16 protein-coding genes are annotated in these 14,335 nt (G+C 57.4%); 4 read left to right on the plus strand and 12 right to left on the minus strand.

Annotated elements, in window-relative coordinates:
• Positions 1–55: 55 nt before the first annotated feature.
• The 5 genes from Q4D85_RS01860 to Q4D85_RS01880 all read right to left on the minus strand — a co-directional run bounded on the left by Q4D85_RS01860 (position 56) and on the right by Q4D85_RS01880 (position 3,430).
• On the minus strand, positions 56–448 hold the full coding sequence (locus Q4D85_RS01860) for a heat shock protein transcriptional repressor HspR (protein WP_303197855.1): 393 nt from the start codon (positions 446–448) through the stop codon (positions 56–58).
• 22 nt (positions 449–470) lie between these two features.
• Positions 471–1,607 carry a molecular chaperone DnaJ gene (gene dnaJ, locus Q4D85_RS01865; RefSeq protein ID WP_303197856.1) on the minus strand — a complete coding sequence of 379 codons (1,137 nt, stop codon included), beginning with the start codon at positions 1,605–1,607 and terminating at the stop codon, positions 471–473.
• An 88-nt stretch (positions 1,608–1,695) separates the two neighbouring features.
• Complete coding sequence (locus Q4D85_RS01870; RefSeq protein WP_303197857.1) at positions 1,696–2,661, minus strand: S41 family peptidase; 966 nt, start codon at positions 2,659–2,661, stop codon at positions 1,696–1,698.
• Positions 2,662–2,665: 4 nt separating this feature from the next.
• A complete protein-coding gene (locus Q4D85_RS01875; protein ID WP_303197858.1) occupies positions 2,666–2,872 on the minus strand; it encodes a helix-turn-helix transcriptional regulator in 207 nt (68 codons plus the stop codon).
• The gene (locus Q4D85_RS01880) at positions 2,873–3,430 is read right to left on the minus strand and encodes a hypothetical protein (RefSeq protein ID WP_303197859.1); all 558 of its coding nucleotides are present in this window, start codon (positions 3,428–3,430) and stop codon (positions 2,873–2,875) included. It abuts the gene before it with no gap.
• A gap of 484 nt (positions 3,431–3,914) precedes the next feature.
• On the opposite strand from Q4D85_RS01880, the gene Q4D85_RS01885 reads away from it, so the two are divergent.
• Positions 3,915–4,475, plus strand: coding sequence for an excalibur calcium-binding domain-containing protein (locus Q4D85_RS01885; protein ID WP_303197860.1), 561 nt, complete (start codon positions 3,915–3,917; stop codon positions 4,473–4,475).
• Between the two features lie 178 nt (positions 4,476–4,653).
• Complete coding sequence (locus tag Q4D85_RS01890) at positions 4,654–5,205, plus strand: excalibur calcium-binding domain-containing protein (protein ID WP_303197861.1); 552 nt, start codon at positions 4,654–4,656, stop codon at positions 5,203–5,205.
• On the opposite strand, the gene Q4D85_RS01895 is transcribed toward Q4D85_RS01890, so the two are convergent.
• The 5 genes from Q4D85_RS01895 to Q4D85_RS01915 form a co-directional block, all read right to left on the minus strand.
• A complete protein-coding gene (locus Q4D85_RS01895; protein ID WP_303197862.1) occupies positions 5,202–6,014 on the minus strand; it encodes a glycerophosphodiester phosphodiesterase family protein in 813 nt (270 codons plus the stop codon). The two genes, Q4D85_RS01890 and Q4D85_RS01895, sit on opposite strands and share 4 nt — an antisense overlap.
• Before the next feature lie 38 nt (positions 6,015–6,052).
• On the minus strand, positions 6,053–7,237 hold the full coding sequence (locus Q4D85_RS01900; protein WP_303197864.1) for an MFS transporter: 1,185 nt from the start codon (positions 7,235–7,237) through the stop codon (positions 6,053–6,055).
• A gap of 9 nt (positions 7,238–7,246) precedes the next feature.
• A complete protein-coding gene (locus tag Q4D85_RS01905) occupies positions 7,247–7,666 on the minus strand; it encodes a YbjN domain-containing protein (protein ID WP_303197866.1) in 420 nt (139 codons plus the stop codon).
• Positions 7,666–8,097: a hypothetical protein gene (locus Q4D85_RS01910; protein WP_303197867.1), complete on the minus strand. Its 432-nt coding sequence runs from the start codon at positions 8,095–8,097 to the stop codon at positions 7,666–7,668. The genes Q4D85_RS01905 and Q4D85_RS01910 overlap by 1 nt, the downstream gene beginning before the upstream one ends.
• Before the next feature lie 90 nt (positions 8,098–8,187).
• Positions 8,188–8,943: a GNAT family N-acetyltransferase gene (locus tag Q4D85_RS01915; RefSeq protein WP_303197868.1), complete on the minus strand. Its 756-nt coding sequence runs from the start codon at positions 8,941–8,943 to the stop codon at positions 8,188–8,190.
• 226 nt (positions 8,944–9,169) lie between these two features.
• Here Q4D85_RS01915 and Q4D85_RS01920 point away from each other — a divergent pair, with 226 nt between their 5' ends.
• Both Q4D85_RS01920 and Q4D85_RS01925 read left to right on the plus strand, forming a co-directional pair.
• Entirely contained in the window at positions 9,170–11,170 is a 2,001-nt protein-coding gene (locus Q4D85_RS01920; RefSeq protein ID WP_303197869.1) for a hypothetical protein, read from the plus strand.
• On the plus strand, positions 11,167–11,805 hold the full coding sequence (locus tag Q4D85_RS01925) for an ABC transporter ATP-binding protein (RefSeq protein ID WP_303197870.1): 639 nt from the start codon (positions 11,167–11,169) through the stop codon (positions 11,803–11,805). Before Q4D85_RS01920 ends, Q4D85_RS01925 begins: the two co-directional genes overlap by 4 nt.
• Before the next feature lie 83 nt (positions 11,806–11,888).
• Here Q4D85_RS01925 and grpE read toward each other — a convergent pair whose 3' ends face one another.
• Together grpE and dnaK are read right to left on the minus strand one after the other, a co-directional pair.
• Positions 11,889–12,449, minus strand: a complete 561-nt coding sequence (gene grpE / locus Q4D85_RS01930) for a nucleotide exchange factor GrpE (protein WP_368502231.1) — start codon at positions 12,447–12,449, stop codon at positions 11,889–11,891.
• Positions 12,446–14,281 (minus strand): molecular chaperone DnaK, encoded by a 1,836-nt coding sequence (dnaK, locus tag Q4D85_RS01935; RefSeq protein ID WP_303197871.1) that lies wholly within the window; start codon positions 14,279–14,281, stop codon positions 12,446–12,448. The genes grpE and dnaK overlap by 4 nt, the downstream gene beginning before the upstream one ends.
• Positions 14,282–14,335 lie beyond the last annotated feature (54 nt).

Below are 14,335 nucleotides of genomic sequence, written 5' to 3' on the forward strand. Positions count from 1 at the left end.
CAGGCTGCCACCCTTTTTGCTAATTTAGCCACATCCCCCGTTCGCCGAACCGGAATCAGCGTTTCCGACCCCGGCGCGGCTCCCACATGACCACCGCTGTCGAGCGGGGCACGTGGACGATTTCACCCCGGGGGCGACCTCGTTTCAGATCTTCGTTTTCTTGTTTCACTTCGGCTAATTCGGCACGTAGCTTTTCGTTTTCTTTCTTCAACTCGATAATCGCTTTAATACCCGCCAAATTGACGCCGTCTTCTTGGCTGAGCCGTTGCACGGTGCGCAGCAGTTCGACGTCGGCACGCGAATAGCGGCGACCGCCGCCGGTGGTGCGCTGCGGAGTCACCAATCCCATGCGGTCGTAGGTGCGCAGCGTCTGCGCATGCATCCCCGACAGTTCCGCCGCGACGGAGATTACAAATACTTCTTCTACTCGGTTTTCTTTTTGCGCCACTTCTCACACCTCCTTTTACGCCTTAGTTGTTTCCGACCCAGCCAGCGCGAGGGTCAAATCCGGATTCTTTTTCGGTTTCAATGTAGTGCTTGAGCGTACTCGTTGCGGCCGCCGACAGGTTCTTGGGCACCTGCACTTTCACCCGCACATGCAGGTCGCCGGATTGGCCGTCGCGCTTCGGGATTCCGCGACCACGCACTCGGAGTACCCGCCCGTCTGGGGTTCCGGCGGGGATTTTCACCCGCACCGGCGAGTCGAGGGTAGGCACGGTGATCGTGTCGCCGAGCGCCAGTTCGCCGAAGGATACGGGCACTTCGACTTCCAGGTCGTCGCCTTTGCGGGTGAATACTTTGTCGTCACGCACATGCACGATGACGAAGAGATCACCAGCGGGAGTGCCGTGCGGCCCGGCTTCTCCCTGCCCAGCTAGTCGCACCTTTTGCCCGTCGACAACACCGACTGGGATTCGGACGGTGATGGAACGGGAGCGGCGTACCGTGCCGGTTCCGCGACAATCGAGACAGGGGTCAGGAATGATCTTTCCGGTTCCGTCGCATTCGCTACACGGTGCGGAGAAGCCGAACGCGCCTCGGTTTTCCGAGCGATACCCGGTGCCGTTACAGCCTGGACAGTTGACTGCCGCGCCGGATTGCGAACCGGATCCGTGGCAGGCCGCGCAGGGTGCGTCGCCGGTAATTTGCAGCGGGATTGTGGTTCCCTTCGCGGCCTCCCGGAAGTCTAGGGTTATTTCCGTTTCGACGTCCGCGCCCCGCGTCGGCCGAGCTGTCCGGCGAGAACCGCTCCAAGCACCACCGAAGATGTCGCTAAAACCGCCGGCAGCACCACCTCCTCCAAAAATGTCAGAGAAGTCTTGAAACTGTGAGTTTCCACGAAACCCACCTCTTAAACCACCTCCCGCCCGCAGCATGGCTTTAAATTCGTCATACTCTTTACGTTTGGCGGTATCACCTAACACGTCATACGCTTCGGCCACCGCCTTAAAGCGCTCTTCGCGTTTAGCATCCCCAGGATGGGAGTCGGGGTGATTTTCCCGCGCTAGTTTCCGATATGCTTTTTTAATTTCGGCATCGGTCGCGCTTGATGCCACGCCAAGATCCGCATAATAGTCTTTGTCTGCCCATTCGTTTTTCGCAGCCATTAATTCCTCCAGTTTTATAGTTGAGTCTATCTCACTAAAGTTTAGCGCGTTTTCCCTTTGCAGACACTATCGGTTCTCCCACAGCGAACTACTTCGCACATTCCTGATGCAACCAGTCGCGCGCGTGTGCTTCCGGCTGATCGGACCGCTCATCGGGCTCGATCGGGTCCTCGGCGAATTCCTCGCCGGTTCGGGCTACATCTTTTGCGGTTGTGACCATAATTCCGGCGCCGTCGGGCATATCGAATACGGTGTTTGCGCTAGCGTAACCCGCCGACGGCTGCCCAAAGGTTCGCACATTATCAAGGCCGCGGAAACTTAGTAGCGTGGCTTCGCCGGAGCTGCCCGTATGTCCGTCGAAAAGCACCGCGATGGGGCCGGTAAATTTGCTTTGCGACGCCACCGTGATCGGCGACCCACCCCCTTGAACGGAACCACCGGATACCGTGACATCGGAGCTAGCCCGCCCCTTAAAGGTCAGGACCACTCCATCTGGCAATAACGAACTCACCCCCGCCAACATCGGCCCCATATCGCCACCAGTATTACCCCGCAGATCCACGATCACCCCGCACGCTCCCGCAACATTGTCGGCCAACCCCTTAGCCAAGGTGTCAGCATATTGCTGGGCGACAGGGCCCCGCGCCACTCCCGGCACCGTCGCTATCACGATGTCGCCATCCTTGGACACGCTCGGCAACGTCGTATCCTCAGTCGTTGCTGGCGTATTACGTTCCGGCGGAATGACCCCCGAATGTTTACCGCCGGCGGCCTTGAGCACCCGCTCGATGATGGGGTGGGTTTGCTCAATCGAATCCACGCCCTTTACTTCTTCTTTAGCCTCGGCGAGCACGTTGGCGAATTCTTCCGAATCAGCATAAAGCCCTTGCATTTGGGCAACGTCGAAGGCGAAATGTGCGTATCGCTGCGGGGTCGCCACCACAAATATCGGCCGACCCAGCAACCCTGCCCCCAATACCGGCCCGAAGAACCAGGTGACGATGCCCGCCAACACCAGCACCACCACGGCAATAATTCCTAGTACTTTTTTCATTTTCCTACTCCGTTACGCTAAACAGGTCGCCTGGCTGGCAATCCAGCGCCGCACACAACGCCGCCAATGTTGTAAATCGCACAGCCTTCGCCCGGTTGTTTTTCAAAACTGACAAGTTCACCACAGTCACCCCGACCGCGTCCGCAAGGGCTGCAAGGGTCATGCCTCGCTTCTCCAGCAAGCTATCGAGATGACACACCACCTCCGACATTTACACCAGCCCTTCCTGATCCTCTTGCATCTGAATACCTCTCCTCGTCACCAGCCTAAAGAAATACAGCGTTACGAAGACCCCATAGACAATGGCCACCTTTTGCCCCAGGAGCCGGAAATCCCACCAGTCCGCAATATCAAACTGCGCGGCCACATAATTGGCCCCCATATTCTGAACGAAGAATCCCAGCAGGTACACCACGACCGCAACGATCGCGAAGGTGAAGCACTTTCCGTTTTTCTCCGTGAAGAATTGTCCCCGGAGCGCCTGGCCGATCACCAGTGCCAACGCCGTGAAGCTGCCGATGATCGCCAGCCATTTAATGACGACACCAACAACAAGAAGCACCGCGGCCGCCTGCTCCACCCGACCCAGGAGAATCATTCCCGAATCGCCCGCATCGCCGATCGCATAGGCCAGCTCGTGCTCGACCCGACCACGCCACGCAAGATCAATGAAATCTCCGATGACAAAAAGCACCGCAAGACCATAGGCAACCAATAAGGACTTTAAGTCCCGCTGCTCTTCCCGCAGTTCAACACCTGGTTTTTCCATGGGAATCACCTTTCCATACCCCATCGCATATCGACTTTCGATATATCGTTAATCGTTATGCTATATCGAAAAACGATATGACGCAAGGGGTTGAGGAAAAATTCCCCTCACCCCTCCATAAAGTCGGAGATTGCACCTTTAGGGCGTCGAAAAGCAAGGCCGAAGCGGCCACAAAACGCCAATCCCCGACCTCTTACCCCGGCAGCCGACAAACCACCCCGGCCAGCACCCAAGCCCGCCCCCCAACCAAACCCGAGGCCGCCAAGATAGGTCCGGACCCTCAAGTCGGAGATTGCACTTTTGACACACCGGAAAGCCCAGTTCACCCCGCGCACACCCAAACAATCCCCGACCCCTCACACACCCCCATCACGTCGGGCAGCACCCCCGAAGCTTATGGAGAAATCCATAAAACTTACCCCCAAATAAAATCAAAATAAGAAAAACCCCAATCAAGTAACAGTAAACGTGCCATATTATTTTCATGCGTAAGACAATTTCATCACTCGTTCTCGCCACGGCAGTTGCGCTTAGCGCGCAGCCTGCGCTGGCTCAGACCTCCGAAAGCCCGGCGGCCCCCGCCGTTACCGAAACTCAACCGGCACCTAGCCAACCGGAAACCAATCCTGAAAATCCTGAACAGGATCCTCAGCAAGAAGGGTTGAGCCCGGGCCAAATCGCAGGCATCACCGCGGGCGTCGTCGCCGCCATCGGTCTCGCTGGCGCTGGCGTCCACTGGGCCATGCAGGAAGGCTTGATTCCAAACCCATTCCAGCCACCAGCACCGCCTGCACCTCCAGCCCCACCTGCTCCGGCTCCAGCGCCCGCACCGGCTCCCGCCCCAGCTCCGGCACCGGCACCTGCGCCCCGCCCTGCTCCTCGGCCAGCTCCGGCACCAGCCCCAGCACCACAGGCTTTCCGTTACGAGAATTGCCGCGCCGTGTGGCGTGACCTCGGTCGACCAATCCGCAGCAACGAACGCGGATACCACCGTGGCTTAGACCGCGACGGTGACGGCGTCGGCTGTGAGCGTCGCCCACGGTAGTCCTCGATCACTCATTCCTCCGACTTGAGGTCGTGCACCAGTTTCCAAACCGGCGCTGACTACAAGTCGGAGATTACGCATTTCCGCCTACGTTTCCCCAGTTCGGCACCGCTGGCCGGGCCGGAAAACACACAATCTCCGACTTCATAATCCCCCAGGTCCCACCATTTTGTACACCATGAACGTTCAACCGCACCGATCACTAAAAACCCACTTAAGCTGCATCATCACTAGTTCCATCGTTGCTTTCGCCGCCCTGCAATCGCCGGTGGCCGCACAAACACAACCCCCGGTAAACCAGGCACCAGCGCCCACGCAGCCGACCCAGCCAGCGCCTCAACCCGAATCCCCCGCGGAAGACAGCGGGTCGAGCGCATCCTCGGCCGTTGCGGAGCTCAGCCCGGGCGAAATCGCCGCCATCGCAACAACGGGTGTCGTGGTGGTCGGGTTTATCGGAACCGCTGCGGGCTGGGCGATTTCGGAAGGCATTATCCCGAACCCCCTACCAGGTGTCATTCACATCGGCCCGAATCCCAACCAGACCCAACCAGGGCAGCAAAAGGCGCAGCAACAGCAGCAGCCAGTGCCGAAGTTCAAGAATTGTGACGAAGTGGCAGAAGCTTTTAATCGTAGAGGCCCCTACTTCGAAGGCGATCCTGCATATCAAGCACACCTAGATAGAAACAGAGGTGGCAAAAATGGCGTTGCTTGCGAAGAACACGCTAATTAACCCTCCAGCAATTGCTGCAACCGCTTGGGGTAGTCGGTGATCAAACCGTCGCCCCCGAGCGAGATCAGTCGCTGCATGTCGGCTAGGTCATTGACCGTCCACGGCACCACCCGCAGCCCGGCGTCGTGGGCGCGCTGGATCAAGTCGGCATCAACAAGGGTGTAATCCGGCGATAGCACCGCGATGTTATGGTCTTTAGCTGCGGAAATAATATCGGGGTTGTATGGCCCCCACGCGGTGTTCTCGTGCCAGGTCGTTTCGTCCCACAAAGCCACCAGCGGAATGTCCGGGTCGATGGCGTGGACCAGGGGGAAGGTGCGCCAGTCAAAGGACTGGATCATGACTTTATTGCGCACGCCCGCCGCGTCGATCGCGGCGAAGATGGCGGTGACGAATTGTTCGGGGGTGGCGCAGATGTCGGGCTTTTCCGCCTCAATTTTGGTTTCGATATTAAACCACACATCGTGACCTGCGGCGATCGCGAATACCTCGGGCAGGGAAATGATGCGGTTACCCGGCACCACTTCGGCTTCGGGGAAGTCCGGCAGTTGTTTGGCGCATTCGATCTGGCGCAGCTCTTCAAAGGTGAGGTCGTGGACGTTTTCGCCGATGCGGCTGGAACATTTTTCTTCCAGAATGACCGGGTCGTGCCATACCGCTGGCACCAGGTCTTTAGTCAAAACAATGTCGAGTTCGAGGGTTGTTACGCCTACGTCGAGGGCGTTTTTGAATGCTGTTGCGGATTCTTCGGTCCAGTGGCCGCGCCCGCCGCGGTGGGCTTGGGCGTCAAATGTTGGTAGTGGATACACAGTTAAATCTTAGCTTTTCGACGCCACCCGGGCCGCTTTCACGCATCGTGTGCTTTTTGCGCGACGCGCGCCACCGGCACCATGGAAGCCACGCACACAAGTGCGCCAAATAATAAGCAGAGGATAAAGCCTGTTTCTTCCGTAGCCCCTGTGATCCGCGCGATGAGTGGGGCGGTGTATGAGAGGACGAAGGGCACGAAGAATCCGATATATGTCAGCGCATAGAATATGCCGATCAGCGCACCCAGATTGGAATTGCCAGCGATGTCCTCAACTTCCTTTAAGCCACTGACCATCATGATGCCGTAGCTAGAGCCAAGCAGCATCGCGCTGGGAAACACCAGCCACATGTTCGCGGTGTAGACGGTGAGCGCGGCAACGAGCAAGCCGACGCAGGCGGTCGCTAGTCCGGTGATCGCAAGAGGGCGGGTGGTGCGCAGCCGGGCGGCGAACGGTTGAATATTAACGCCCGATAATAGGGCTGTGGCGGCGGCTAGACCGATAAATGCCGTGGGGTATGTGGCATGCGCGAAAGGCGGCAAGCTAGCGAAAGCCACCGTGACCGTGCCAAATACCCACGGTGCCCATGCCGCGACGGCCCAGAAAAACCGTTTGGTTTTCGCCTGCGCCGGAATCCACACCCGTTCCGGCTGAGGGCCGGTGGCGCGAGGTTGGGTTTCGGTAACGGTCCAGATCAGCGGCAGAATGATCGCGACCAAACCAATATGCACCAGGTACGGCAGCACCTCAGGGTGGGGCAAAAACTCGGCTATGAGGCCAGCGCATAACGGCCCGATGCCAAAACCCGCCGACACCGCGACCGTCGCCCGGCGCGGACCTGCGGCTGGGTTGTCGGTGGAGAGTTGTTTAATCCATGCCGCACCCGAAGCCATGGCCATTCCCACCGCGAGCCCCGCTATGAATCGCCCCAGGAAGAGGACGGATTCCGAGCCCACCGCCCAGGCTAAAATCACGGAGCCTAGCGCGGAGAGGACAAGTGCGGGGCGCAGCACCGCGCGGCGTCCCACGTGGTCGGAAAGCGGGCCGAAATACAGTAATGCTGGTACCAGCCCCAGGGCGTAGATCCCTAGCATGGCGGTGACGGAGGAATGGCTCAAGCCGGAATGGGTGCGGTAGACCTGGAGCATGGGCGCGAAGAGATTCGCGCCGAAGCCGATGGCGAACATTGCGAAACCGACGCGGATCCATTGTGTGGCGGGCATGGTCTTAGCTTACGGTAGGTCCAGGTCGAAACGCAGGGCGTCGAAAAGCTCAAACGCCGCTTCGAAGCCGGCGTCGACCCATTCCTGCAACTGTTCGTCGGTGGCGCCGTTGCCGATGGGGAATGCGCAGTCGCGTCGCACGAAAAACCCGCCGTCGGCGACGCTGCCAACGACCGTTTTGCCGAACATGCTCATGCGGTTGGCGTAGCCCGACCATGCTTCCAACTCGGGGAAGCGTTCGGCGGCGATGGGGACGTTTTCGCGGATGACCGCCATGCGCACCACCTGCGGCGATTGGATGTGCATGAGCAGGAATAATCCGTCCAATTCGGCGGCAAGAAAGTCGCCGTCGATCTCTGGAACCACACCATAACCGGCCAAGATATGGGTCAGCCGCTGTGGCGTTACCAACGGAAACTCGGTGGCCATTAGTGTCCCTCCATGACTGTGAGCTCGGGGAATTCCTCCTCCAACGCGGCGATCGCGCTGCGGATGAATTCGATGGATTGGGTCAGGAAACTTTTCAGTTGTGCATCGCTGAGCCCGCTGGCGCAGGCCAATGCGCAACGTCCCGCAACCATCAGGGCGTCTGTTTCTTCGAATTCAAATATGAGATCCGGTTCCAGGTAGTTGCGGTTGTACTCGTGGACGGCTGCGATGACCTTGTTATGTATAGGACCGCGAATTAATGGCCGCCAGATACCGTGAATATCCAAAACCTGCTGGTCTTCGAAGTATTCGCATTCGATGACCACCGTGTCGAACCATATCCGGGTTACTGCTTCATCGTGGGTAATTTCGCCACCCAGAGCATAAGCGGCATCGCGTAGCCGCTGCGCAGTAATGGTTGCTAGCCCCATTGTGCTCCTTGCGTGTAATTAAATATCAGCGTCATAATGCTACGCCACAACCGGTGTTGCTTCCCGCACTTTGTGCTTTACGACGCTCGATCACGCCACATCGAAGCGATACACAGCCGGGGTGGTGTGTTCAACCGCCAGGAAACCCGCACGTTGAAGGATCGGACGCGAGTACTCCGAGCACTCACTCACGACCACGGTTGCCCCAAGATCAAGGGCCCGCTTCGCTCGTGCTGAAAGCAACGCGCGATAAATCCCCCGGCCTCGGTACTGCGGCAGCACCGATCCCGAAAACAATCCGGCCAGTCCCGCCCCCGCCAGTTCCTCCATGCGGCCGATGCCCACCATGCGACCGTCGGCGACAGCCGCGAACAGCCCGGCGCCTGGTATGTCGTGCCGGGTACGTTCGATAAACTGGCGCGTTCGGTCCTCACCCAAGCCGAAGACGTCGCTGCGCACCTGGCTGGCGGCGGAGAGGTCTTCTTCCGTAACAACCTGGTGCACTCGCACCCCGTGCGGATTCGGCCAGCGCGATAAAACCTCAGTGTCGCCCATCATCACCGCTTCTTCCGGCTCCCACTGGAAACCAAACTTATCGAGCGGCAAGCGCGGATCGCTTCGCCAGGTCTTCCATTCAAAGGAGCGGATGTAACCGGTGTTGGCCAAGAAGTCGATGACGTTTTGAATGTCGGGCTCGCGTACCTCCCGCGCTTGCTCCGGCGAATAGCTCACCAGGCCCCACCCCCGGTCGCTGCTTTCGGCCACCCACACCGGACCTATCTGGTGCACCTGCATTCCTGCCATGCTGCGCACCTCAGCTTCGCCGCGCATGGCGGCTTCATACATTGTGCGAAATCGTGCACCCTGGTTTGTTTGCATTTTTAAGGAGTCCGCCTTCCTGCCATAACCTCGCCCTTTTACCCTATACGAATGGTTGTAACCGCCAGTTATGAGCGCAAGGTGACCGCGACACCCCACCCCCTATTGCTGATTCTGCTAACGATGTAGGGTTAGAATCCACAAAACATCAGAATTGCTGATGTAGGTCGATCGCTCGCAACAGGGGGCCGGAATGACTTCGCAACTATATAACCACAAGCTGTTTCGGCTTATCTGTGTAGCGGCCGTGGTGAGTTTCAGCGTTGTCGCTGCCTTTTGGTCGTGTTTAATGGCGTACGGCAACGCCACTCCTCGCACCACGGCGGCGCTACAAGTTGGTGCCGTTGATCCGAAGACGCCATCCGCCGAGTTTTTCGCGGCTCTGCAAAGACTAAGTAGCGAACACGGGTACGCGATTTCCGCACTGGTGGCGCAGGATATCGGCGGCGAATTCGCGCTTTATACCACCAACGAGCAATCCAGCTATGACGGAATCTGGCCTGGCCAGACGATGGCAACATTGCCGCTTGACCAGCTGCCCGCACAAGATCCCCGAGTGACCTATGTTGTGGAGGGCCCCTCAGAATTCCACCAGTTGGTGCACAATGAACTTTCATCATTAGGGGCCACAGCCACGTTTTTACATAATGACGAGTGGCGCTACTTAATTGGTGGTGACCTGGGCAAGTTTCTGGCATTGGGCGTGGGCACCGTGATCTGCGCTGCGTTCTTTTTGGCATTCGCCCATGCCAAGGGCAGCGGCATTGCGCGGCTACACGGACATGGGATTACAAGAATTGTACTGGGGCTCTTCGTCCCCGTCGTGGTTATGTCCGCCCCAGCCATCGCCGTCATCACTGGGATCATCGCGCTTTGGCGTGGGGTGGATATCGGGTATCAATTCGGCCGGTATGTTCTGGTGTTTAGTTCTGTGTTGCTGTGTGCACTAGCGTTCACCCTTGTTCTTAGCATGGGATTGCTCTCCTTCACCCCCATCACACCATTGCTTAAAGGGCGGCTTAGGGCCAGTCCCGTCTTGGGTCTTGCCGCAGTTCTTAGGGTTCTTATGGTGGGGATTTGCCTGTCGTGGGCTTCGCTGGCGATCGCGTATAACACGGAATACCAGTTGCAAACGGAAGATTTGAAGGTCTGGCAGCAACACCCTGTAAGCTACAAAACCTACGTGAATGGGGCTCTTGACGCCGACACGGTGCGTGACGCTGTTGCCCCCATTTCCCAGCAGCTTCGTGCGATGTCGTCGGCTGGCGAATTGTACTATCACAATTTTCAGGTGCGACAAGTAAGAGGCGAAAATCAGTTATCTGCCGCTAATCTCAGTGCCGACGACGTATTTGATTCCATCACGTATAACCGCACTACGGCAGCGAAATCGCTTCCCCCTGAGATCCTGTCCGCGATAGACACACACCCGGCTGATTCCATCGTCGTGATAGCACCACCGACACAACCGCAAGCATTAGAAGATGTACGCATCCATTTTCCGTTGTGCGATGAACAGCCCTCCGCGTGCGTCCTAGAGACTGCGAACCGAGACTATAACGCTTTTAGCTGGCAAGCTGGGGAAGGTGTTTACCAGCCGCGAGCACTGGTCGCCTCACCGGTGGTCATCGTGGTTCCCGATGATCTTCGGGGGATTTCTGATTACAACGTCAGCGCCGGTTTGACCAATAATTCCATTAGCTTCCAATCGCTTGCGCAGCTCAAGCAGTTCACCGCCAGTGACGAACTACTGAAGAATCATTTCTACCAAGCAGTACCATTGGTTCAGAAATGGAAAGAAAACCACGATGATCTGGCAATTTCTCGGTCCATGAGCTTCGTCGGGCTGATCTCAAGCCTGGTGTTGATCTGCATTTTCGGCTTCGCCTACGGCGGCCTTTTGGTACTCAGTTACGCCCAGCGGGCACGCAACTATCGCATCTTCGGGCTGCCGCCGTCTCGTTTTTACCGAAAGGTGGCATGGTGGGACGTGGCAGTGCTTGGTGGTTCAGCGTTATTGCTGTTGCAGAAAGTAATTGCTTTTCGACGCTTCGCCACCACGCCAGCGGGCATCTTTATGCCAGATATTCTGGCTTCTTATGTGTTAAGCCCCTGGGCGGTTGCCGCGATCAGTACGGGCATTGCCGCATCAGCTGCCTTTAGCATCTACACCATTTCTAGGAAACTGTCATGATTACTGCCACTGATCTGAATAAAGCCTTCGACCGCAAAACCCTATGGGAAAACTTGAGTTTCACGGCGCTAAATGGTCAACTAACGGCATTGACGGGCCCGTCCGGTTGTGGAAAAACCACCCTGCTGAATTGCTTAGGCATACTCGATAAACCCGACAGCGGTTCAATCCTGGTGGAGGGGCGCGAGATCACGACCATGAGCGCCCGAAAGGCACGCAAGTTACGCGCCGACTATCTTGGTTACGTCGCCCAAGACTATGCGCTGATGGACAATGAAACTGTCGCTGCCAATATCACAGTCGCGATCCCGCCCCGGGCGCTGCACAAAAAGAAGAAACTGATCGCGAGTGCGCTTGAAAAGGTCGGCCTTGCAGGCTACGAAAAATACCCCGCCCACTCGCTTTCCGGCGGGGAACAACAGCGCGTCAGCATCGCCCGGTTGTATGTCCGCAAACCCTCCCTGATCTTGTGTGACGAACCCACAGGTTCACTCGACCAAGCAAATGCCGAGATCATCATTAATGCGCTACGGGAACAAGCCGACGCTGGTGCAACCGTCATTATCTCTACCCACGATCCCAAGGTGATGGCATTATGCGATAACCACATTGAACTGGCACAAAAGAGTGCGTGAATCCCGCACCGTTGGCGGCAATGAATGAAGGGCTTGTCCCCGATGTCATATCTATCGGGGACAAGCCCTTAGGCTACCAAAGGTTATTCCGCGGAGCCTTCAGCTTCGGTTTCCTCCGCCGCAACTGGATCTGCGATGAGAACCATTGCGGTGCGCAGAAGACGACCGTTTAACTGGTAGCCCTTACGCAGGACGGTGCCGATTGCTTTTTCGTCGCCAGTGGAAAGGTCCTGGACGGCCTCGTGGCGTTCCGCGTCAAACGGATCACCTTCAGCACCGAAGGCTTCCACCTTCATGGATTCCAACACCGTGTGGAACTTATCGTGAAATGCCTTTAGCGGGCCTTCCACCAGGTCGCCGTGCTGAGCAGCCAAATCGAGATCATCCAAGATCGGAAGCAGCTTGGCTATGACCTGGCCCTTGGTGTGCTCCACCACCGCCTCCCGCTCTTGAGCGGTGCGGCGCCGGTAGTTGGCGTATTCGGCGTTGAGTCGTTGCAGGTCCTCGGTGCGTTCGGCTAGTTCTGCCTCCAATGGAGTGACTTCGCCATCGCCGTCAACGTCGGGTTCAACGTCAGCGGTCTCCTCGGTGATTACCTCCTCGACCTGCTCGACCTCTGGCTCAACGTTGTTTTCTGATGTCACTTCTTGTCTCCATCTTCTTCAACTACCTCAGCGTCAACAACATTGTCGTCGGCTGGGGTACCGGAATCGGCGTCTGCCTGTGCCTTTGCAGCCTCAGCTTCGTAGATGGCCTTACCCATCTCCTGAGCCTCGGTGTTCAGCTTCTCAGCGGCGGCGCGAATGGCCTCAAGGTCGTCGCCCTTGAGCGCCTCGTCCACTGCGTCGCAAGCCTCGGTGACCTTGGTCTTGATGGACTCGCTCACCTTGTCGGAGTTTTCGTCCAGGAACTTACGAGTCTGGTAAGCGGTGGATTCCGCAGCGTTGCGGGTCTCCTGCTCTTCACGACGCTTCTTGTCTTCCTCAGCGTGAGCTTCGGCGTCCTTGATCATGCGATCGATTTCTTCCTGGCTCAGGCCGGAACCATCCTGAATCTTGATGGTGTTTTCCTTACCAGTGCCCTTATCCTTCGCGGTGACGTGCACGATACCGTTGGCGTCGATGTCGAAGGTCACCTCGATCTGAGGAACACCACGTGGCGCCGGAGCAATGCCACCGAGCTCGAAGGAGCCGAGCAGCTTGTTGTGCTGCGCGATTTCCCGCTCGCCCTGGAACACCTGAATCTGAACCGAAGGCTGGTTGTCCTCAGCCGTGGTGAAGGTCTCGGAACGCTTGGTGGGGATGGTGGTGTTTCGCTCGATCAGCTTGGTCATCACGCCACCCTTGGTCTCGATACCAAGCGACAGTGGGGTGACGTCGAGAAGCAAAACGTCCTTAACTTCGCCGCGCAAAACGCCAGCCTGCAATGCAGCACCCACGGCAACAACCTCGTCAGGGTTCACACCCTTGTTAGGCTCACGGCCACCGGTTAGCTCCTTCACCAGGTCGGAGACGGCAGGCATACGGGTGGAGCCACCAACCAAAACAACATGGTCGATGTCGGAAACCGAAATGCCAGCATCGGCAATCACCTGGTTAAACGGTGCCTTGGTGCGATCCAGCAGATCCTGGGTGATGCGCTGGAATTCGGTGCGGGACAACGTTTCATCCAAGAACAGTGGGTTCTTGTCAGCGTCAACGGTGATGTACGGCAGGTTGATATTTGCCGACTGCGAGGACGACAGCTCAATCTTGGCCTTCTCAGCAGCCTCACGCAGCCGCTGCATAGCCATCTTGTCCTTAGACAGATCCACGCCGGTGGAGGTCTTGAACTTTTCTACCAACCAATCAACGATACGCTGATCCCAGTCGTCACCACCGAGCTTGTTATCACCGGCGGTTGCACGAACCTCAACCACACCGTCGCCGATCTCCAGGAGGGAAACGTCGAAGGTACCGCCACCAAGGTCGAACACGAGAATGGTCTGTTCCTTCTCGCCCTTTTCCAACCCGTATGCCAAAGCAGCAGCGGTAGGCTCGTTCACGATACGAAGAACGTTCAGGCCTGCGATCTGGCCAGCTTCCTTCGTTGCCTGGCGCTGGGAGTCAGAGAAGTAAGCAGGAACGGTAATAACAGCATCGGTAACTTCGTCACCGAGGTATGCCTCAGCGTCGCGCTTGAGCTTCATCAAGGTACGGGCCGAGATTTCCTGTGGCGTGTACTTCTTGCCATCAATATCGATGCTCCAGTCAGTACCAATGTGGCGCTTAACAGAGCGGATGGTGCGGTCGACGTTGGTGACAGCCTGGTTCTTAGCGGACTGGCCAACAATCACTTCACCGTTTTTAGTAAAAGCAACCACGGATGGCGTGGTGCGTGATCCCTCAGAGTTGGCGATAACCTGCGGCTCGCCACCTTCCAAAACCGACACACATGAGTTTGTGGTACCTAAGTCAATACCGACAGCGCGTCCCATATTCAATTCCTCCTTGAAGTTTTAATGCTTATGAACTGTAATTTTTCGTGAAGT

It is taken from the genome of Corynebacterium sp. (genome assembly GCF_030532965.1).
Classification (GTDB): domain Bacteria; phylum Actinomycetota; class Actinomycetes; order Mycobacteriales; family Mycobacteriaceae; genus Corynebacterium.